The following is a 19,151-nucleotide window of genomic DNA, read 5'->3' on the forward strand; positions in this document are numbered from 1 at the left end:
AGATGAGGGAATAACGGATGTCGGATGAAACGGAATTCAAGGATGCGAGTCAGGGCGCCGAGGAGTATGGCGCGGAATCCATCAAGGTTCTGAAAGGTCTGGATGCGGTCCGCAAGCGGCCGGGCATGTATATCGGTGACACGGAAGACGGCTCCGGCCTGCACCATATGGTGTTCGAGGTGTCTGACAACGCCATCGACGAATCCCTGGCCGGTTACTGTGACAAGGTGCTGGTGACCCTGAATGCCAACGGCTCCGTTTCCGTACGCGACAACGGCCGCGGCATTCCGGTCGACATTCACGAAGAAGAAGGGGTGTCCGCCGCCCAGGTGATCATGACCCAGCTTCATGCCGGCGGCAAGTTCGACCAGAACAGCTACAAGGTGTCGGGCGGCCTGCACGGCGTGGGGGTGTCCGTGGTGAATGCCCTGTCCGACTATCTGGAGCTTCGCATCTGGCGTAACGGCAAGGAACATTTTATGCGTTTCGAACGGGGCGAGCCGATTGACGACTTGGTTGTGATCGGCGATGCGGCCAGCAGTGAAACCGGCACCGAGGTGACGTTCCTGCCGGCGGTGGAAACTTTCAAGAATATCGAGTTCGATTTTAATCGCCTCGAGCATCGGTTCCGGGAACTGGCATTCCTCAACAGCGGGGTGCGGGTTGTAATCCGGGATCACCGTCATGCGGAGCCGGTCGAGGTGGAACTTTATTACGAGGGCGGAATTACTGAATTTGTCAAATATCTCGATCGCTCCAAGAATGGCCTGATTGAGGCGCCGATTACAATCGGCGGAGAGAAAGACGGTATTACTTTTGAATGCGCCCTGCAGTGGAATGACAGTTATCACGAAAATGTACTGTGTTTTACCAACAACATTCCGCAGCGGGACGGCGGCACCCATCTGGCCGGGTTTCGGGCCGCGCTGACCCGCACCATCAATAGTTACGCAAACGAAACGGGTATTGCCAAGAAAGAGAAAGTGAACCTCAGCGGCGATGACGCCCGCGAAGGCCTGACCTGCGTGCTGTCGGTAAAAGTTCCGGACCCGAAATTTTCTTCACAGACCAAGGACAAGCTGGTGTCCTCCGAGGTTCGCCCGGTGGTGGAAAGCCTGCTCAATGAAAAGCTCGGCCAGTGGTTCGAAGAGCATCCCGCCGACGCCAGGAATATCATCGGCAAGATTGTCGAGGCCGCGGCCGCCCGTGAAGCGGCCCGCAAGGCCCGTGAACTGACCCGGCGCAAGGGCGCGCTGGACATTTCCTCCCTGCCCGGCAAGCTGGCCGACTGTCAGGAACGGGACCCGGCCAAGGCGGAACTGTTCCTGGTGGAGGGTGACTCCGCCGGCGGCTCCGCCAAACAGGGCCGCGACCGGTCCAATCAGGCGATCCTGCCGCTCAAGGGTAAAATCCTCAATGTGGAGCGGGCCCGATTCGACCGCATGCTGGCCTCGGCCGAGATCGGCACCCTGATCACCGCGCTCGGCACCGGTATCGGGCGGGACGATTTCAATCTGGAAAAGCTGCGCTACCACAAGATCATTATCATGACCGACGCCGATGTGGACGGCGCTCATATCCGCACCCTGCTGCTCACCTTCTTCTACCGGCAGATGCCCGAACTTCTGGAAAACGGCTATCTTTATATTGCCCAGCCGCCGCTCTACAAGGTCAGCCGCGGCAAGTCCGAGGTTTACCTGAAGGACGATCCGGCGCTGGAGGAATATCTGATCAGCCAGTCGCTGGAGGACATGACCCTGATCCTGGAAGGCGGCGAACAGATTGCCGGCAATGATCTGGTCGATCTGGTGGAAAACATCCGCCAGAGCTGCCGGGCGCTGGACCGGGTGCCGCAGAAATATAACCGGGAACTGGTTGAAGAGCTGGCCATTGTCGGCGGCCTGAACGGCCAGGCCCTGGGCGACGACAAGCTGGCGAAGGAAGCCATCGCCAAGGTGGTGGCCCGCATGAACGGCAAGGCATCAGAGGGCGAGGACAACTGGCAGGGCCGTCTGGACGAAGAGGAAGGCGGCATCGTCTTTACCAATGAAATCCGCGGCATCAAGGATGTCTACCGGCTGGACCGCGCCTTTATTGAATCCGTCGAGGCCCGCCGCCTGGATGAAACCACCCGCGCCCGCCGCGATGTCTTTGCCGCCCCGTCCACCATTACCCGCAAGGACGACCGGCATGCAATTACCCTGCCCAGCGACCTGCTGGGTGTGATTCTGTCCTATGGCCGCAAAGGCCTCTCCATCCAGCGCTATAAAGGACTGGGTGAAATGAATCCGGATCAGCTGTGGGAAACCACCCTGGATCCGGAAGCCCGGACCCTGCTGCAGGTGAAGGTGGATCACGGCGATACGGCCGACGAGATCTTTACCAAGCTGATGGGCGATGTGGTGGAGCCGCGCCGGGAGTTCATTCAGGACAACGCGCTCAATGTGGCCAACCTGGACGTCTGAGGATCAGGCGATCGATTTAGTCTGACGGCCCACAGTCCCGTGCGCGGCCTCGGTCGGCAGCGGAATAGCCGTCATGCAGTTCAACAGCATGGTGATGTTGCCTTTGTTGTCCGCGAGGGGCAGGGTCAGGCGCCGCCATTGCCAGGCTGATCTTTCCTGCCGCGCCGGGCTGGCATATTCCGCATAACAGGGGATGGCCGAGGCCTGGCAATATTGGTAGATGGCCAGATGAAATTCGCCGTCGTTGTATTTTTTGTTCGGGAACCTGGCGGCTAGTTCGGTCAGCCTCATGCCCTGCAGGTCCTGTCGTGCAAAATGGGCGATGTTTGAACCATAGAGGCGATATTTATAGTCGCGGCCGTCGTCGATGGATTCCAGGAGAGAAACATTGCCCAGCGCGATGCCCAGTCTTGAGGGCCGGATGCTGTCCCGGCCGGGGGTTGTGCCGGTCTCCGCTTTCTGGGCGATCCAATACTGATAGGCATAGCGGATTTTCTGGCAGGGCAGAGTACCCAGCTCCGGATTCTTCCGGATCACCGGCCTGGGCAGACCCCGCTGGACCACATAGTCCTGCAGGGGCTGGATATTGTCATTGGCCAGTTCGTGGGCCAGCTGGTTAAAATGAGCCGCCATCTGTTGGTTACCTGAAGTTAGAGTTAATTAAACTTAACCATACGCAGAACTGAGAGTTGGCGCTGGATATCAGGTTTTGATTCAGAAGCAAGGCAAAAAAATTTTATGGATTTATCTTCCATTCAAACGGTCGTTTAAGTAATATTGTTATTCGTTGACGCAACTCAGGAATATAAATTGTCGCGGGTCGTTCCCGTGCCCGCCGGCGTCCGAATCGGGGGTTTGTCATGGATAATTGGCAAATTGGCGAAATAATTTCCTATAAATTGCCATAATTCCCGATAGAATACGCCAGGAAAATAAACGTCAAAAGTTAATTCAATTACATGGCCAGTAGCAGAGATCAGAAAAAGCCGGAGAAAAGCAGGAAGAAACGGCGGGACTCCCGCCGGGCTGAAATTGCCGGAAAGCCGGGCAAGAAACCGCCGCGCAAGGGCCTGGCCAAATTTTTTTACGGGCTGATGGTGGTTCTGGTCTGGGCGGTAATCCTGCTAATTCCCGTCACGCTCTATTATGCCCACGACCTGCCGGATGTCACGGATATTGAGGCTACCCCCGGTCGCGACACGGTGATGATCCTCGACCAAGAGGGCGAGATTCTCGCCTCCTATGGCAATGTCTATGGCGAATGGCTGGACATGGAGGACATTCCTGCTGAATTTGTCCAGGCCCTGGTGGCGACGGAAGACCGGCGGTTTTTTGGCCATTTTGGCATTGATATCAGGGGGCTGGCCCGGGCGGTCTGGCAGAATCTGTCCAACCGCAGCCTGGTTGAAGGCGGCAGCACCATTACCCAGCAACTGGCGAAAAACCTGTTCCTGTCATCGGAAAAAACGGTGAAGCGGAAGATCCAGGAAATGCTGCTGTCCTTCTGGCTGGAAATGAATTTTTCCAAAGAGGAAATTCTCACCATTTATGCGAACCGGGTCTATTTCGGCGCCGGGGCCTACGGGATCGATGCGGCGGCCCGCACCTATTTCGGCCATGACGCGCGTAATCTCAGCCTGACCGAGGCGGCCATGCTGGCCGGCGTGCTCAAGGGGCCGGCGCTTTATTCCCCGTTCCGCGACCTGCAGCGGGCCTATCAGAGAACGGAAGAGGTGCTGGACAATATGGTCGACGCCTCTTTCATCAAGCGGGAGACGGCGGAGCGGGCGAAAAAGGCGGATGTGAATATTGCCGGCGCGGCCGCCACCGGTGATTTCAGATATTACACCGACTGGATCTTTGAGCAGATTCCGGACCTGATCGGCCAGCCCACCGAACCCATTGTCGTCTATACCACCCTCAAGCAGAACACCCAGATGAAGGCCGCCGGGGCGGTGCAGCAGATCATGGACCGGGAAGGGGTGACCCGCAACGCCAGCCAGGCGGCGCTGGTGTCCATGGACCCGGACGGGGCGGTGCGCGCCATGATCGGCGGGCGGGATTACGGGCAAAGCCAGTTTAACCGGGTGAGCCAGGCCCGGCGCCAGCCCGGTTCCGCCTTCAAGCTGTTTGTCTATCTGGCGGCCCTGGAGCGGGGGCTCACGCCCCAGACCACCATGCGGGATTCACCGGTTATTCTCGATGGCTGGGAGCCGGGCAACTATACCGGGGACTATCTGGGCGAAATCACTCTGGAGACCGCCTTCGCCAATTCCATCAACACAGTGGCGGTGAAGCTGGCGGAAAAAATCAACCGCCGCAACGTGTCCGCCATGGCGCGCCGCCTGGGGATCACCACGCCCATTGTCGAGGAGCCCAGCATGGCGCTCGGCACCTCGGAAGTCTCCCTGCTGGAAATGACGGCAGCCTATGCCGCGGTGTTTAACGGCGGCTACAAGGTGGTCCCTTACGGCATCCTGGAAATTCAGAACAGCGCCGGCCAGATTCTCTATCGCCACATGCCGGGACCGCCGGAGCAGGTTCTGGCGCCGGCAACGGCGCAGACCATGCAGGAAATGCTGGCCCGGGTGGTGACCGAGGGGACCGCCAAGGCGGCCCGGATGGACTTTCCCGTTGCCGGCAAGACCGGCACGACCCAGAGTTACAAGGATGCCCTGTTTATCGGCGCCGGCCTCGACACTGTCAACGGGGTCTGGGTCGGTAATGATGACGCCTCCGCCATGAACAAGGTCACCGGTGGCGGTACGCCGGCCCGGATCTGGAAAAACTTTATGCTCAGGGTGTCCCTGGACCGGAATGATGCCACCCTTGTCACACCGAATGTCAGCCCCCGGACCAAGCCGGGGAATCAGTGACGGGCCGGATGCGGCGCAGACTGGACGAGGGATAAATATAAAAATGACTGCAATATCAACACTTGCATAAGGCACGGGATGTTATGACTTTAGGATTTAGACAACAACAGGACCAGTGGAATGCCAGCACTTAATATTTCTGTGAATGAACTCGACAAATATCTGGACAAAGAAATCGGGACCACCGGTTGGATGGAGATTACCCAGGGCAGGATCACCAAATTCGCCGAAGCTACGGGCGATTTTCAGTGGATTCATGTGGATGTGGAACGGGCCAAATCGGAAATGCCTGACGGCAAGACCATTGCCCATGGCTATCTGGTCCTGTCCCTGGTGCCGCAGTTTTTTGACAGCCTGATCAGCATCAGCGGTCTGCGCTACGGCCTGAATTACGGCCTCAACAAGGTGCGTTTCACCTCGCCGGTGCAGGCCGGTTCCCGGGTGCGCGCCACCATGAAGCTCCTGGAAACGGATCACCGCAAGGACAATACTATGCTCGCCACGTTCCAGGTGGTGATGAGCCGCGAAGGCCAGGAACGGCCGGTAATGCTGGCGGAGATGCTGGTGCTGCTGGCGCCGGCCGGCTAAGCTTCGAACTGCAGCGCCATCAGGCGCGGGCCGTGTTCCCGAAGCCAGCGGCGCGACCGGTCGCGGTGATCCACCAGCCGGTCCACTTCGCGCCAGAAGGCGGCGCTGTGGTTCATTTCCTTGAGATGTGCGACCTCATGGGCGACCACATAGTCCAGCACGGAGGCCGGCGTCATGATCAGGCGCCAGGAAAAAGACAGGGTTTTGCGTGAAGAACAGCTGCCCCAGCGGCTTTTGGGATCGCCGATGCGAACCCTGTGGCAGGTCACGCCCAGCAGGGCGGTCTTTTCTGCAACCGCCTGTTCCAGCTGGGTCCGGGCCTGCTTTTTCAGCCAGTTGAGCAGGCGAACATCAAAACCACCCGCCGGTCCGCCGACAATGATCTGGCCCTCCTGCCTGTCGACGCGCCCGGCCTGGTCCGGCCGGTGCAGGATCAGGTGGTCGTGCCCCAGGAACGACAGATAGCGGTCGGGGCCGAGCACCTCCTGATCCGCGTAAATTTCCAGCTGTCCCAGAAGCCAGTCCAGATTGCGTTCCACAAATGTCATGGCGGTGGCACTGGACGTGCGCGGCGGCGTGGTAAGCACCGCCGCCCGGCGGGCGGCATCATACCTGAGTTTCAGCCGCCGGGCCCGGCTGTGGGGTTTGAGGAGGACCGCCAGCTCGGCGCCGTTCGGCAACCGGACGGTTGTTTCATTCATCTTCCGCCCCCTCCGGATATGCCCATTCGATGATATGGTCTTCCAGGTCCAGGGCATCCCGTTCGTGCACCACTTTGCCGCGGACGGAAATCCCGGCGGCATGAACCGTCTCCGGATCGCCGGAGACCAGCGGGTGCCAGTCGTACAGTTCTTTTCCCTCGGCAATCAGCCGGTAGGCGCAGGTTGCCGGCAGCCAGACGAATTCCGGCACCTGGTCGGCGCTGAGGACGACGCAGTCGGGAACCAGCAGTCTGCGCTGTTCATATTTCATGCACCGGCAGCTGTCGTGATCCAGCAGGCGGCAGGCCACATTGGTGTAGGCGATTTCACCGCTGTCTTCATCCTGCAGTTTGTGCAGGCAGCATTGTCCGCAGCCGTCGCACAGGCTTTCCCATTCCTCCCGGCTCATTTCCTCCAGGGACTTTTCTTTCCAGAAAGGGCGGGCGTCCTGAGGGGCTGCCATGTCAGTCAACCGGGATCAGCCGGTTCAGCTTCTCGGCCATTTCCTCCGGTGTGGTGCCGTAGCTGAAATGGCTGAGATAGTCGCCCCGGGGGTCCATCAGGTAGATAATGGACGTATGGTCCACCAGATAATCCGTCGCGGCGGTGCTTTCGGTTTTTTCAGCATAGACCCGGTAGGTTTTCTTGATGGTGTTGATTTGCTCGACAGTGCCGGTCAGGCCGATCAGCTTGTCATGGAACAGGGCGACATATTGTTTCATCACTGCAACGGTATCCCGCTCCGGATCGACGGTGATAAACAGGGGGGCGATTTTGGCCAGCCGTTTCGCCGGAATCTGGTCGAGTGCGGTGGACATGGCCTGGAGCTCCGTCGGGCACACATCGGGACAGAAGGTATAGCCAAAATAAATCAGCATATATTTGCCGGCGAAATCCTTTTCGGTCACGGTCTCGCCATCCTGGCTTACAAGTTCAAACGGGCCGCCGATCAGGGCCTTGGCGTTTTCCCGGGCCGTTCCCTCGGACGACGGGCTGCTGCCAATCACCGAGATCAGCCAGACCGCCGTGAGGACGGCAATGGCGACAGCTATCAGCAGGCCCAGCGGCAGGGGAAATTTTCCGGTGGAGGGATCGTTGGGATGTCTTTTTGCCATAGCTCTGTTTTCTTTTGCCTTCAAATCTTTTAAACATGTACCTATATAGTGTGGGAACGGGATGAATGGAAGGCTGGAGTTTGTAATGCATTCACAAAGAAACTGGTCGGCGATGGTGGCGGGGATATCACTTGTGATGTCGCTATTGTGCCTGATGCCCCAGTCAGCGGCCGCCTATTCCGATGCCTATAATTTTCTGAAGGCGGTCAGGGAACAGAACTACCGCGACGTCAAGATGCTGATCGAGAAAGGCGTCAATGTAAATACCCGCGATTATGATGACGGCTCCACACCGCTGCTGATTGCTGTGTCCAAGAAGGATACCGCCCTTGCCGGCTACCTGTTGCAAAGTGGCGCCAAACCGGACCTGGACCTGGAAACCACCGGGGAAACCCCCCTGATGATTGCCGCCCGGCAGCGGGACGAACCTATGGTTTCCCTGCTTCTTAAATATGAGGCAGATATGGACATGGGCGATAAAAACGGCGAAACGGCCCTGATGAAAGCCGTCCGGTCCAATGCCTTGTCGGTTATCGAACTGATGATCGAAAACCAGGCGGACCTGACCCTGGAGGATTATTCCGGGCGCACCGCTCTGCAACATGCCAAGGAACTGCGGCGCCGGAACATCGTCCGTATGCTGGAAGAGGCTGGCGCCGACTACTGATCAGCCTTCGAGCAGTTTGTCCACATAATGCCCCTGGAACATATGCAGGCCCATGTTCTGGCCGAAGCGGATCGCTTCCTCGCTGTCGCAATGGCACAGGACGATCCTCATCTGGCCGTGGTTTTTGAGGGCCTCCAGCAGCGCCCGGCGGGTTTCATCCTGTAATACCCGGGTATAGGACTTGCGCCAGTAGATTTTCAGAAAATCCACATTCAGCAGACGACGGTCCAGGATGCCGATGGACTGCAGGTCCATGGCGTCGATGGAGATCTTGTAGCTATAGCCGGACAGTTTTTTCTGGGCGTCATAATAGGCATTGACGTCGGAAAGCACATCGAACAGCTTCATTTCCAGAATCAGCGGCTGCGAGCTGATGTTCTTATAGGCGGCGACAAACTTGTCGAACTCCCTGGTCATCACCGTATCCACATTGATATTGATGCTGCGGACGGTTGCCGGGTCGCCAAAGCCGCTGGCGAGGACGCCCATGAGTTTATGATCAAAACTGCGGGTCAGGCGCTGGAACAGCCATTTATCGGCATGCATGTTATAGCCGGGCAGGATTTTCTTGCTGACTTCGTCGACCGAAATGAAAAGCTCTGAGAAGACGGTTTGCGGCCGGGACTCCCCGACGATCACACAGGCATCCTGGGTCGACACCATGGGAAGCATGTCGATATTCTGCAGGCCGCGCTCCAGCTTGTCGAGCTCCATCGGCCCCATGGGCGGAATTTCCGTGCGCTTGAAAATGGTTTCATATTTGGGCCGGGTGGTCGGCTGCGGCGCCTTCCTGACCGCGGGTTCCGCTGGCTCTTCCCTGCGCTTGAGGCTTTTCACCATTTGCTGCAGGCTGGTCAGGGGAGAGGAAGACGGTTTCTGCTCCACTTCCGCTTCCGTGCCGTTATAGAGGTTTTCCACCAGGCTATAGAATTTCTCGAAATCCTCATCCAGGTTATACCAGTCGCATAGTTCCGTGTCCCGTCCGGCATCCAGATATTCTTTCAGGACCGGGCTGCTTTTGACCGCCCGGCGGGCATCCAGAATCGCCTTGTCGAGGACGGTGAGCGGCGCATCCCTGCAGATAAAGAACAGGTCGAAATTGTCATTCCAGTACAGATGGCCGTCGTGGCGCTGTACCAGGGGATTGAAGGCGGTGGCGATATTGCGGCGGTTTACCGGCTGTTTGTGCATCCGGTCAAGCAGCGAAAAATGAAGATGAATCGCCCGGTATCCCTTGTGATGGCGTTTAAGGGACCTGGCTTTATGGTAGAGTTCCGCCACCTGTGAAGGTGTCGCGGAACTTTCCGCATATGCATTATTCTTTTCGGGCAACATTTATCCACATTACCTGTACAGCTACTGTTTGAGCCAGAATAGCCTGAATTTAGTTAAAATTTGGTATGATTCTACATGCGGTGCAACCACCAGGCATTTTCGTTGATGGAATAGAGAGGCTTGTAGTGGAGGATTGTTTTCTCCTGCACCACATACTGGATCTGGTTGTCGAGCACCCAGGTCTTGTCCTTGTCAAACACCACCAGCACCGCATGGGCCACATCCAGGTTGGTGTCCTGGACGACGACAATCCGCATGTTGTCGGCCGGCACGCCAAGCGCCTTGAGGCTGTAGTATTTGGCAATGGCATAGTCTTCGCAATCGCCGTCCTTGGTGAAAAACTGGCGCAGGGTGGCCCAGTAATCCTTGACCCCCCAGTTGATGATGTCGGTGATGTAGGGCGCCCGGTTCATATGCCGGTTGATCCGGTCCAGCTGCAGGCTGAGGTCCTTGTTTTTCAGACCGGCAATCAGGTCATTCCATTCGTCGATCGGGCACTGGAAGTTTACCGTCACGCGGCACGGCCCCTTGCGTTTGTGCCCGGGGTCCGTTTCCGCCGCGTGGCGTTCGACCATGCCGTTCCATTTTTTGAAGGCGCTGAGCTGGTGGCTCATGATTTCGCGCGAGCCGAACAGGCCGTTCTCCCGGGCCTGGACGGGGGTGGACAAAGGCAGGGCAAAACAAAGGATGAGCAGGGAAAATATTCTTTTAAAAAACTTGTGCCGGCGCATGGTCGGACGGATCCTGTTATGGTAAAAACTTTATATATTAATGGCTTGCATCCTGTCATAATGGTAAAGATTAAGTGACAGTAACGGGCCCTGAAGTCCGGTTTTACCAGTTTATGGTTACCAAACCTTAAAGAGCGGGAAAATGGCAGACAATTCATTCTGGAAAGTCAGAAGCGCCGGCACGGCGATTTCCGTGCTGGTTTTGGCGGCGGCGGTGGCGGCCATGATCTTTGCTTTCAGGTTTGCAGAAGCGGAAAAAGAACGTGACCAGCTGGTCTGGCAGAACCAGATGTCGGTGATCCTGGCCGGCCGCCAGGCGGCGATCGAGGAATGGCTGGCGGAACAGACCACATCGCTGCAAAAACTCACCGACAATGCGGCACTCCGGATCTATCTGGCCGGGGTGGCCGACATGCCCGAAGACCAGGCCAGCCGCACTGACGACCAGCTGGCGCAAATGGAATATCTCGGCAACCAGCTCAAAGGCCATGCCCTGCGCAATGGATTCGTGCCGCCGCGGCTGGAGGAAAGCCGCGAGATAGGCGCCAGTCTTGATGTGGCCCGCGTGGCCGGCCTCGCCCTGACCAACGCCCAGGGCCAGGTATTGGTGTCCACCTCGGAAATGCCGTCGGTGACCCGGGCGGTGGCGGCCTATATGGAGGCCGGCGCCGGGACCGAACCGCTGGTCTACGGCCCCTATCCGGCGGAAAACGCCCAGCCGGTCATCGCTTTTGTGGCGCCCGTTTACGGGGTGCAGGAAGATGAGGATTCCGCCGCCATCGGGTTTGCCGTGGGGATCAAACTTCTGGACCAGGGCTTTTTCCGCAAACTCAACCAGCCCGGTGACATGTCCCGGACGGCCAGGACTTATCTGGTGCGGGACCGGGCCGGGGTTGTGCAATATCTTTCCCCGGTGGAAATGAAGAATGGCGATGTCAACGCCCCCCTGACCTTCATGCTGGATGAAAAGACCCCGTCGCTGGCGGCGTCCTTTGTCCTCGAAAACCCGGGCGGGTTCGCCGAGCGGATCAATTATGAAGGCGACCGGGTGCTGGTCACCGGCCGGCAGATTGCCGGCACCGACTGGAGCCTGGTGCGGACGGTTGATTCCACCGAGGTGCTTGGCCGGGTGGAAACCCGGCGGCGGAATATTTTGTGGATTTCCGGCCTGATTATCCTGACGGTCACCGTTCTGCTGCTTTTGATCTGGCGCCACGGCGTTTCGGTCCGGGTCAGCCAGGCGGCGGAACGGCAGCGGGTGCTGGCGGCAAAATATGAAAAGCTCAGTCATTTCATGGAAGTGGTGACCGACAGCCAGCCCACCTCGATCACCGCGGTGGACGAGGAAGGGCATTATACCTTTGCCAACCGGCAGGCGGAAAAGGAAATCGGCATGGCGCGCCAGGATATTATCGGCCAGCCGTTGAAGAAAATGCTGGAAGCTGCGGCGGCCCGGGAAGCCGCGGCCCATTGCCAGGAAGTGCTGGATGAGGACCGGGCGGTGTCTACCCTGCTCACCCGGGAGGACGGCCGCATGACCCTGAAGGCCGACTATCTGCCCCTGAATGTGGGAGGAGAAAAAGGCGTCCTGATGGTGATGGAGGACCTGACCCAGCTGGTCCGGGAACGGGAGCGGCGGGAACAGGCGCTGAAGAACCTGATCCAGACCCTGACCATGATCATCGACAGCCGCGACCCCTATAGCGCCAATCATTCCGCCCGGGTTGCCGAAGTGGCCGGCACCATTGCCCGGGAAATGGAGTGTGACGATGTGACCGTGGAGACGGTGGAAATTGCCGGCGCGCTGATGAACCTGGGCAAGATCCTGGTGCCGCGCGAGGTCCTGACCCGGCCCGGCGAACTGTCCTCCGAGGAACTGATGACGGTGCGGGAAAGCATCCAGAAGAGTGCCGACATGCTGGAAGGGCTCGATTTTGAAGGGCCGGTGGTCGAGACCCTGCGCCAGATTCGCGCTCACTGGGATGGCTCCGGTATGCCGGCGGGGCTGGCCGGTGAGGATATCCTGTTGTCCGCCCGTATTGTCGCCGTGGCCAATGCCTTTGTCGCCATGGTCAGTTCCCGCGCCCACCGGCCGGGACTGGATATGGAAGAATCAGCGCTGGTGCTGATGAATGATGCGGAAAAAATATATGACCGCCGGCCGGTTTCCAGCCTGCTGAATTATCTGGAAAACCGCGGCGGGATTGAACAGTGGAAAAGTTTTGGCGTGTTTGACGCGCCGGTGGATGAGGCCTAGGCACCGTCCAGGGATTTATCGACCATGCTTTTCAGCTGGGCAACCAGTTTCTGCCCGGCATGGCCGCCGGCGCCGGTGATATCGTCACTGATGATCAGGTCCATGGCCTTGAGATGGGCGTTGATAATCTTGAAGCTCGCGGTTTCGGCCGGGTCCACCTTGCGCAGGTAGGAGCAGAGCGAGCCGCCGACATCTGTCATCAGGTGATAGCCGAAACTGCCGCCCATGCCCTTGATATTATGAGACAGGTCATAGAGCTGTTCCAGCACGCCCGCAGTGAACTTTTTCCGGCCGTCTTCATACAGTTCAATGATACTGAACATGTCCTTGATCTGGCTGCGGGTCCAGTGGAGGTAGGTATCTGCAAGGCCGTTGATGGCTTCCTGGGCTTGTGAAACGGGATTCAGGGGAGAACTCATAGATGGCTCTCCGGCACGCCGAAACCTGAAAACAGCGGGGTGGTCATGGTAAAAATACGGTCAGATAATTTCGGCATCCAGGGGCTCTCCTTGATCCCAATGCTAGGGGCGAAAGAGTTAACAAAGGGTTAATGTCCAGGCCGCTTTTAGAGGGCCTGCAGCCGATGCCGGAAGTAAAGAAAAAAGCGTCCTGTCTGGTGACAGGACGCTCAAGTAAAAGTACTTATCAGGGCTTAAGTACTCAGGGTATCTGTGGAGGAAATGGAATCACTCGGGATGCTTGGCTTCCCAATCTTTGACAACCTTACTGCGGCTGGTCAAAATGCCGCTCACCACATAAATACACAACCAGCCAACGAATACGGTGACGATCATGAATGTGGCCGGTAACAGCAGGTCGGGACCTGTCAGCATAATGGAGATCCAGAGGATCAGTGCCAAAAATGCGCTACCGGCGAACGTAAGGATATTTGTCATTATTTTTCCTTTTCCAATACTGAGTCTTATAACAGCCCTGTGAATCTGTTCACATTGACATAGGTCAAATTAATGAAACTTGGGAAAATTTCAAGCAACTTCTGCAGGAAGTAAAAGAAACCTCCGGCCGACAGGCCGGAGGGACGTGGATCAGGATTCTTCCCGATAGAAAATATGCTTGCCGACCTGTAGCGTCGGACGCATGTGACTGGCCCAGCTCGGGCTGACGTAGGTGGCGTGATAATGGGTGGAGCGGGCGGTAATGTCGCTGTAGGTATTGCTCAGGACCCGTTCCGCGATCTGGATGGCGACTTCCCAGGAGGCCATTTCGTAGGGATTGTCGGACCGGCCGTCACAGGCAAAGGAGAACTGGCACAGGTTGCGCATATGTTCATTCTGGAACACCACGCCGCAGATGCTGTCCGGGAACCGATGGTCCTTGACCCGGTTCATGATGACATAGGCCACAGCCACCTGGCCTTCATAGGGTTCGCTGCGGGCCTCGAAATAAATGCCCTGGGCCAGGCAGCGGAACTCTTCCGGAGAAATACTGACCTGGTCAACCTGGCTGTACAGGTCGCGCTGGCGGTTGCCCGCCGCCGACTTTGCGATGCTCAGGCTCGATTCCTTGACCACGGCCGGTGCAATAGACGCTTCGCTTTCGGACTGTGTGGCAAGAAAAACACCGGTGACGGCCAGCATAATGCCGACCGGGACCAACAGACTTGCAATAACTCCAAACTTCTTCATAACAGCTCTCCATCCGAAAAACCGGATACAGGGTTGCCTTAACAATTTTAAGCGCACGACAACCGTCGAACAGGTTACCACCTGATCGAAACCCACTTCTGAAAGTGCCTTGCAACTATGTTTATGATTATTGTTAGGCTGTTTCCTCACAAATTCCGGTTCAAGCCAAACGTCCGGAATTCAATTGCCGCCATTTAAATTCTCAACTAAAACTCTACTGGTTAGCGAAGCGGCTCCGCTTGATTCGCGGCGAATTTAGTCAAATTTTAACTAACTGTCAACTTGTTGGCAAGAAAACGTTAAGGAAATCCGCCATTTTTGGCTCTCAGGAACATTCGAGATGAGTAAAAAGCCCATAAAGCTCAATGCGTTACAAAAAAAGACCCTGGCCCTGTTCCAGGAGCTGGCAAAACACCCGGAAAGCGGTAGTTTTGATGCAGACTCGGGGGAGGCGACGGTGGCTTTCCTGCCCCGCCCGCATGGCGATCATGTCCATATCGGCGATTATGTGGTGTCGGCCCGGGACGCCAGCGGGTTCCAGAATGAAAAGGTCTGGCAGGCGCTTGAGCGCAAGGGGCTGATCCGGTCGGGCTATCCCCTCCAGCTCACCCTGACCGCTGACGGCCTGGCCTATGAAACAGGCCTCCTGGGGGCGCTGGAACAGTCCGACCACTGAGGTGCAAGTGGATTGACTTCACAAATATTTGATGACGGGCTGTCGGCGGGAAAACGTATAAAAGGATGCAGCTAGGGGTATCGGGCCCGCAACGGCTTGGCAACGGAACATGAAACAAAAAGGGAAGACTATGTATCTGACAAAGGGAATATCAGCAGGAAAACGTCTGTTCGGCCTGGGGGCCATCACCGTGGTAATGATTCTGGGCGCCGCGTCCGCCGGCACAGCCATGACCTTGGACGAGGTGATCGCCGGCGATCACCGCACCGCCGGGGAAAAGGCGCGCGACCAGTACCGCCACCCCAAGGAGACTCTGGAATTTTTCGGTCTTAAAAAGGACATGACGGTCGTCGAACTGACGCCCGGCGCCGGCGGCTGGTACCAGAAAATCCTCGCCCCCTATCTTCGGGACGAGGGGGTCTATTACGGCGCCTCTTATAATCCGGAAAGCACGCGGGACTATTACAAGCGTGCCATTGCGAAGGAAAAAGAGCGCCTGGACAGCCGCCCCGACCTTTATGGCAAGGTCAGGATGACGGTGCTGGAGCCCCCTGCCCACCTGAATGTCGCCCCGGCAGGCAGTGCGGACATGGTACTGACCTTCCGTAACTATCATAACTGGGCCATGGGCGGGCAGGAGAAAGCGGTTCTCGCCGCGGCCTTCAAGGCGCTGAAGCCGGGCGGGATTTTCGGCATCACCGATCATCGCCGCGCGCAGCCGGCGGAGCGCAGCGGTTATATTGACCCGGAAGCCGTCAAGGCGGTGGCCAAGGCAGTCGGCTTTGAGTTCGTCGCCTCGTCCGAGATCAACGCCAATCCGAAAGACGTGGGCGATCATGAAAAAGGGGTCTGGACCCTGCCGCCGACTCTGTCCGGCGATCCGGCACATCATGAGGCAATGAAGAAAATCGGCGAAAGCGACCGCTTTACCCTGAAATTCCGCAAACCGGTCAATTAAATCTTAGTCTGCCGGGACGAGCGGCTTAATGCTGTTCGTCCCCCTTGAGGCCAAGCGCCCACATCATGCCGACCACCCCGCCCTTGAGGACCGGCAGCAGCGCTAGCGACAGGGCCAGGGCCACTGTCGGCCACAGGGTAATCTGCAGCCAGGTGGGCGGGTGGAGTATGGCTTCCATATAGACCAGGGCCGGTACCACGATATGGCCGACGATAAAGATGGTGAGATAGGGCGGGAAATCATCCGCCCGGATGTCGCCCAGTTCCGTTTTGCAGACATCACACTCCCCGGTCACCTTCAGGTAGCCGGAAAAGGCCCGGCCTTCGCCGCAACAGGGGCATTTGCGCCTGAGCCCCTTTTTGATGGCCTCCATAACTGAGGGCTTGCTGCCGCCGTAGCTTTTGGCAGTCTGGCTGTCGACAATATCGTTCATCCCTGAAACTCCGATTACTTGTTTCTGTTCAGACGCGCGATCAGGCTGGAGGTATCCCAGCGACCGCCGCCCATGTCCTGGACTTCGGCATAGAACTGGTCCACCAGGGCCGTGAGCGGCAGGCTGGCCCCGTTATTCCGGGCCTCATCGAGCACAATGCCCAGGTCCTTGCGCATCCAGTCTACGGCAAAGCCGTAATCAAACTCCCCCTTCAGCATGGTTTCATAGCGGTTTTCCATCTGCCAGCTCTGGGCGGCACCCTTGGAAATGGCGTCGATGACCTCGGCTCCGTCCATGTCGGCGGCCTGCAGGAAATGCAGCGCTTCGGACAGCCCCTGCACCACCCCGGCGATGCAGATCTGGTTGGCCATCTTGGCGATCTGGCCGTTGCCGGCGTCGCCCAGGTATTTCATTTTGCGCGCATAGCAGTCCATAACCGGCTCGGCCAGGTCGTAAGCATTCTTGTCGCCGCCGATCATCACCGTCAGCGCGCCGTTTTCCGCCCCGGCCTGGCCGCCGGAGACTGGCGCGTCGAGGAACAAAAAGCCTTTTTCCGTTGCCGCCTTGTGCAGCTCCCGCGCCAGGCTGGCGGATGCTGTGGTGTGATCGACAAAGATCGCACCGGGCTTCATACCCATATAGGCACCATCGTCACCGAATACAATAGACCGCACGTCGTCGTCATTGCCGACGCAGGCGAAGACAAGATCGGCATCTGCAGCCGCTTTCCGCGGCGTCGCAGCCATGTCGCCGCCATAGGTGGCGCACCAGTCTTCCGCTTTTGCCGTCGTGCGGTTATAAACCGTGACCTGGTGTCCCGCTTTTTGCAGATGACCGGCCATGGGATAGCCCATGACGCCAAGTCCGATGAATGCCAGTTTTTTACTCATATTCTTGTCCGTCAATAATGGGGCGGTTTTTCATAGACCGGGCCCTGGCCTTCGTCGGCATCCTCTTCGAGGACACTGAGGCGGCTTTCGGTCTTCTGGAGGGATTTCTTCAGCCGGTCGATCTCGTGCCACTGCCGGGTGACCATGTCGCTCAGGTCGTGGATCTGCTGATCCTGATGGGCCAGGCGAATCTCCAGGTCGGTCAGTTTGTCGGAAGTATCTGTCATGCTTTGCCTATATCATGTGCGGGCGCACCCTCCAAGGCCTAATACATCGGCCTTCGGTGATATATAGTGCCGGGCCCGGCAGAAAAAAGCCCCGAAGATCTCTCTCCGGGGCTCAGTGTTTGATCGATATTGGGTATTTAACGATCAAGAATTCTTGGAATATCAGCGCGGCAGCTTGGTGGATCCCATCAGGAATTCATCCACGGCGCGGGCCGCCTGGCGGCCTTCGCGGATCGCCCAGACCACCAGCGACTGGCCGCGGCGCATGTCGCCGGCGGCAAAGACCTGGGGCAGGCTGGTCTGATACTGGTCGGTATCGGCCAGCACGTTGCCGCGCCCGTCCAGGGATACCCCCAGTTCGTCCAGCATGCCTTCCTTGACCGGGTTGGTGAAACCCATGGCCAGCAGCACCAGGTCGGCCTCGATCTCGAACTCGCTGCCGTCGATTTTCTGGAAGTTGGCATCCACCTTAAAGCATTTGAGGGCGGCCACATTGCCGTTGCCGTCATCGATGAATTCGGCGGTGTTGATACTCCAGTCCCGATCGGCGCCCTCCTCCTGGGAGGTGGAGGTGCGCAGCTTCATGGGCCAGTTGGGCCAGGTCAGGCCCTTGTTTTCCTTGACCGGCGGTTTCGGCATGATCTCGATCTGGGTAACGGACAGGGCCCGCTGGCGGATCGAGGTGCCGATACAGTCGGATCCGGTGTCGCCGCCGCCGATGACCACGACTTTCTTGCCGCCGGCGAGAATGTCCTTTTCATTGCCGAGCGGTTCCTCGGAAACCCGGCGGTTCTGCTGGGTCAGGAACTCCATGGCGAAATGAACGCCGTTAAGCTCGCGGCCCGGCACCGGCAGGTCGCGGGGCTGTTCGGAGCCGCCGGTCAGCAGCACCGCATCATAATGGTCGACCAGCTTCTGGGCCGGAATATCCTCACCCACGGTCATGCTGGTCCAGAAGGTCACCCCTTCCTCTTCCATCTGGCGCACGCGCCGGTCAATCAGCTTCTTGTCCAGTTTGAAATCGGGGATGCCATAGCGCAGCAGGCCGCCGACCCGGCGGTTTTTCTCGTACACGGCCACATTGTGACCGGCCCGGGCCAGCTGCTGGGCGGCGGCAAGGCCGGCCGGGCCGCCACCGACGACGGCGACTTTCTTGCCGGTTTTTTCCCTGGCCGGCTGCGGTCTGACCCAGCCGTTTTCCCAGCCCTTGTCGATAATGGCGCATTCGATGGTCTTGATGGTGACCGGCATATCCTCGATGTTGAGGGTACAGGCCGCCTCACAGGGCGCCGGGCAGATGCGGCCGGTAAATTCCGGGAAGTTATTGGTGGAATGCAGGGTCTCCAGCGCGGTTTCCCAGTCCTCGTTCCAGACCATGTCGTTCCAGTCCGGGATCATGTTGTTGACCGGACAGCCGCTGTGGCAATAGGGAATGCCGCAGTCCATGCAGCGTCCGCCCTGCTGGACCACCACATTTTCCGGCAGCGGATTGACGAACTCGCTATAGTGGCGGACGCGGTCACCGGCAGGGGCATAGGTCCGGTCCTGACGTGAGATTTCCAGAAATCCAGTAGGTTTACCCATGA

20 protein-coding genes are annotated in these 19,151 nt (G+C 58.1%); 7 read left to right on the plus strand and 13 right to left on the minus strand.

Annotation, left to right across the window (positions count from 1 at the left end; translation table 11 throughout):
- The first annotated feature begins 17 nt into the window (after window positions 1-17).
- A complete protein-coding gene (gene gyrB / locus FIV46_RS04660) occupies window positions 18-2,465 on the plus strand; it encodes a DNA topoisomerase (ATP-hydrolyzing) subunit B (protein ID WP_139938890.1) in 2,448 nt (815 codons plus the stop codon).
- A 3-nt stretch (window positions 2,466-2,468) separates the two neighbouring features.
- Here the strand turns inward: gyrB and FIV46_RS04665 are convergent, their stop codons facing one another.
- The gene (locus FIV46_RS04665) at window positions 2,469-3,098 is read right to left on the minus strand and encodes a PAS domain-containing protein (protein ID WP_139938892.1); all 630 of its coding nucleotides are present in this window, start codon (window positions 3,096-3,098) and stop codon (window positions 2,469-2,471) included.
- Between the two features lie 326 nt (window positions 3,099-3,424).
- On the opposite strand from FIV46_RS04665, the gene FIV46_RS04670 reads away from it, so the two are divergent.
- Window positions 3,425-5,341: a transglycosylase domain-containing protein gene (locus tag FIV46_RS04670; RefSeq protein WP_139938894.1), complete on the plus strand. Its 1,917-nt coding sequence runs from the start codon at window positions 3,425-3,427 to the stop codon at window positions 5,339-5,341.
- Between the two features lie 120 nt (window positions 5,342-5,461).
- Complete coding sequence (locus tag FIV46_RS04675; protein WP_139938896.1) at window positions 5,462-5,929, plus strand: MaoC family dehydratase; 468 nt, start codon at window positions 5,462-5,464, stop codon at window positions 5,927-5,929.
- Here FIV46_RS04675 and FIV46_RS04680 read toward each other — a convergent pair.
- From FIV46_RS04680 to FIV46_RS04690, 3 genes are read right to left on the minus strand one after another with little or no spacing between them, the layout of a single operon-like run.
- Entirely contained in the window at window positions 5,926-6,630 is a 705-nt protein-coding gene (locus FIV46_RS04680) for a M48 family metallopeptidase (RefSeq protein WP_181163053.1), read from the minus strand. The two genes, FIV46_RS04675 and FIV46_RS04680, sit on opposite strands and share 4 nt — an antisense overlap.
- Entirely contained in the window at window positions 6,623-7,093 is a 471-nt protein-coding gene (locus tag FIV46_RS04685) for a YcgN family cysteine cluster protein (RefSeq protein WP_139938900.1), read from the minus strand. The genes FIV46_RS04680 and FIV46_RS04685 overlap by 8 nt, the downstream gene beginning before the upstream one ends.
- 1 nt (window position 7,094) lies before the next feature.
- Complete coding sequence (locus FIV46_RS04690; RefSeq protein WP_139938902.1) at window positions 7,095-7,745, minus strand: SCO family protein; 651 nt, start codon at window positions 7,743-7,745, stop codon at window positions 7,095-7,097.
- Window positions 7,746-7,830: 85 nt separating this feature from the next.
- Here FIV46_RS04690 and FIV46_RS04695 point away from each other — a divergent pair, with 85 nt between their 5' ends.
- Entirely contained in the window at window positions 7,831-8,412 is a 582-nt protein-coding gene (locus FIV46_RS04695) for an ankyrin repeat domain-containing protein (protein ID WP_181163054.1), read from the plus strand.
- Here the strand turns inward: FIV46_RS04695 and FIV46_RS04700 are convergent, their stop codons facing one another.
- Window positions 8,413-9,747: an EAL domain-containing protein gene (locus FIV46_RS04700; RefSeq protein ID WP_139938906.1), complete on the minus strand. Its 1,335-nt coding sequence runs from the start codon at window positions 9,745-9,747 to the stop codon at window positions 8,413-8,415.
- 71 nt (window positions 9,748-9,818) lie between these two features.
- On the minus strand, window positions 9,819-10,478 hold the full coding sequence (locus FIV46_RS04705; RefSeq protein ID WP_139938907.1) for a transglutaminase-like cysteine peptidase: 660 nt from the start codon (window positions 10,476-10,478) through the stop codon (window positions 9,819-9,821).
- Between the two features lie 142 nt (window positions 10,479-10,620).
- Here FIV46_RS04705 and FIV46_RS04710 point away from each other — a divergent pair, with 142 nt between their 5' ends.
- On the plus strand, window positions 10,621-12,735 hold the full coding sequence (locus FIV46_RS04710; RefSeq protein ID WP_139938909.1) for an HD domain-containing phosphohydrolase: 2,115 nt from the start codon (window positions 10,621-10,623) through the stop codon (window positions 12,733-12,735).
- Here the strand turns inward: FIV46_RS04710 and FIV46_RS04715 are convergent.
- From FIV46_RS04715 to FIV46_RS04725, 3 genes are all read right to left on the minus strand, one after another.
- Entirely contained in the window at window positions 12,732-13,154 is a 423-nt protein-coding gene (locus FIV46_RS04715; RefSeq protein ID WP_139938911.1) for a hypothetical protein, read from the minus strand. The genes FIV46_RS04710 and FIV46_RS04715 overlap by 4 nt on opposite strands.
- 267 nt (window positions 13,155-13,421) lie before the next feature.
- Complete coding sequence (locus tag FIV46_RS04720) at window positions 13,422-13,631, minus strand: hypothetical protein (RefSeq protein ID WP_139938913.1); 210 nt, start codon at window positions 13,629-13,631, stop codon at window positions 13,422-13,424.
- Between the two features lie 150 nt (window positions 13,632-13,781).
- On the minus strand, window positions 13,782-14,381 hold the full coding sequence (locus tag FIV46_RS04725) for a cell wall hydrolase (RefSeq protein ID WP_139938915.1): 600 nt from the start codon (window positions 14,379-14,381) through the stop codon (window positions 13,782-13,784).
- 340 nt (window positions 14,382-14,721) lie between these two features.
- On the opposite strand from FIV46_RS04725, the gene FIV46_RS04730 reads away from it, so the two are divergent.
- Together FIV46_RS04730 and FIV46_RS04735 are read left to right on the plus strand one after the other, a co-directional pair.
- A complete protein-coding gene (locus tag FIV46_RS04730) occupies window positions 14,722-15,057 on the plus strand; it encodes a hypothetical protein (protein ID WP_139938917.1) in 336 nt (111 codons plus the stop codon).
- A gap of 130 nt (window positions 15,058-15,187) precedes the next feature.
- Window positions 15,188-16,015: a class I SAM-dependent methyltransferase gene (locus tag FIV46_RS04735; RefSeq protein WP_139938919.1), complete on the plus strand. Its 828-nt coding sequence runs from the start codon at window positions 15,188-15,190 to the stop codon at window positions 16,013-16,015.
- Between the two features lie 25 nt (window positions 16,016-16,040).
- Here the strand turns inward: FIV46_RS04735 and FIV46_RS04740 are convergent, their stop codons facing one another.
- The 4 genes from FIV46_RS04740 to FIV46_RS04755 form a co-directional block, all read right to left on the minus strand.
- Entirely contained in the window at window positions 16,041-16,448 is a 408-nt protein-coding gene (locus FIV46_RS04740; protein WP_139938921.1) for a DUF983 domain-containing protein, read from the minus strand.
- A 14-nt stretch (window positions 16,449-16,462) separates the two neighbouring features.
- Window positions 16,463-17,338 carry an NAD(P)-dependent oxidoreductase gene (locus tag FIV46_RS04745; protein ID WP_139938923.1) on the minus strand — a complete coding sequence of 292 codons (876 nt, stop codon included), beginning with the start codon at window positions 17,336-17,338 and terminating at the stop codon, window positions 16,463-16,465.
- Between the two features lie 11 nt (window positions 17,339-17,349).
- Window positions 17,350-17,565: a SlyX family protein gene (locus FIV46_RS04750; RefSeq protein WP_139938925.1), complete on the minus strand. Its 216-nt coding sequence runs from the start codon at window positions 17,563-17,565 to the stop codon at window positions 17,350-17,352.
- 162 nt (window positions 17,566-17,727) lie between these two features.
- Window positions 17,728-19,149, minus strand: coding sequence for a glutamate synthase subunit beta (locus FIV46_RS04755; RefSeq protein WP_139938927.1), 1,422 nt, complete (start codon window positions 19,147-19,149; stop codon window positions 17,728-17,730).
- Window positions 19,150-19,151: the final 2 nt, after the last annotated feature.

The sequence above is a fragment of the Emcibacter nanhaiensis genome (assembly GCF_006385175.1).
Lineage (GTDB): Bacteria > Pseudomonadota > Alphaproteobacteria > Sphingomonadales > Emcibacteraceae > Emcibacter > Emcibacter nanhaiensis.

What these genes read in the sequence shown, in the direction of transcription:
- gyrB (WP_139938890.1), top strand. Translation starts at nt 18, where the DNA reads ATGTCGGATGAAACGGAATTCAAGGATGCGAGTCAGGGCGCCGAGGAG.
- FIV46_RS04665 (WP_139938892.1), bottom strand. Translation starts at nt 3,098, where the DNA reads ATGGCGGCTCATTTTAACCAGCTGGCCCACGAACTGGCCAATGACAAT.
- FIV46_RS04670 (WP_139938894.1), top strand. Translation starts at nt 3,425, where the DNA reads ATGGCCAGTAGCAGAGATCAGAAAAAGCCGGAGAAAAGCAGGAAGAAA.
- FIV46_RS04675 (WP_139938896.1), top strand. Translation starts at nt 5,462, where the DNA reads ATGCCAGCACTTAATATTTCTGTGAATGAACTCGACAAATATCTGGAC.
- FIV46_RS04680 (WP_181163053.1), bottom strand. Translation starts at nt 6,630, where the DNA reads ATGAATGAAACAACCGTCCGGTTGCCGAACGGCGCCGAGCTGGCGGTC.
- FIV46_RS04685 (WP_139938900.1), bottom strand. Translation starts at nt 7,093, where the DNA reads ATGGCAGCCCCTCAGGACGCCCGCCCTTTCTGGAAAGAAAAGTCCCTG.
- FIV46_RS04690 (WP_139938902.1), bottom strand. Translation starts at nt 7,745, where the DNA reads ATGGCAAAAAGACATCCCAACGATCCCTCCACCGGAAAATTTCCCCTG.
- FIV46_RS04695 (WP_181163054.1), top strand. Translation starts at nt 7,831, where the DNA reads ATGCATTCACAAAGAAACTGGTCGGCGATGGTGGCGGGGATATCACTT.
- FIV46_RS04700 (WP_139938906.1), bottom strand. Translation starts at nt 9,747, where the DNA reads ATGTTGCCCGAAAAGAATAATGCATATGCGGAAAGTTCCGCGACACCT.
- FIV46_RS04705 (WP_139938907.1), bottom strand. Translation starts at nt 10,478, where the DNA reads ATGCGCCGGCACAAGTTTTTTAAAAGAATATTTTCCCTGCTCATCCTT.
- FIV46_RS04710 (WP_139938909.1), top strand. Translation starts at nt 10,621, where the DNA reads ATGGCAGACAATTCATTCTGGAAAGTCAGAAGCGCCGGCACGGCGATT.
- FIV46_RS04715 (WP_139938911.1), bottom strand. Translation starts at nt 13,154, where the DNA reads ATGAGTTCTCCCCTGAATCCCGTTTCACAAGCCCAGGAAGCCATCAAC.
- FIV46_RS04720 (WP_139938913.1), bottom strand. Translation starts at nt 13,631, where the DNA reads ATGACAAATATCCTTACGTTCGCCGGTAGCGCATTTTTGGCACTGATC.
- FIV46_RS04725 (WP_139938915.1), bottom strand. Translation starts at nt 14,381, where the DNA reads ATGAAGAAGTTTGGAGTTATTGCAAGTCTGTTGGTCCCGGTCGGCATT.
- FIV46_RS04730 (WP_139938917.1), top strand. Translation starts at nt 14,722, where the DNA reads ATGAGTAAAAAGCCCATAAAGCTCAATGCGTTACAAAAAAAGACCCTG.
- FIV46_RS04735 (WP_139938919.1), top strand. Translation starts at nt 15,188, where the DNA reads ATGTATCTGACAAAGGGAATATCAGCAGGAAAACGTCTGTTCGGCCTG.
- FIV46_RS04740 (WP_139938921.1), bottom strand. Translation starts at nt 16,448, where the DNA reads ATGAACGATATTGTCGACAGCCAGACTGCCAAAAGCTACGGCGGCAGC.
- FIV46_RS04745 (WP_139938923.1), bottom strand. Translation starts at nt 17,338, where the DNA reads ATGAGTAAAAAACTGGCATTCATCGGACTTGGCGTCATGGGCTATCCC.
- FIV46_RS04750 (WP_139938925.1), bottom strand. Translation starts at nt 17,565, where the DNA reads ATGACAGATACTTCCGACAAACTGACCGACCTGGAGATTCGCCTGGCC.
- FIV46_RS04755 (WP_139938927.1), bottom strand. Translation starts at nt 19,149, where the DNA reads ATGGGTAAACCTACTGGATTTCTGGAAATCTCACGTCAGGACCGGACC.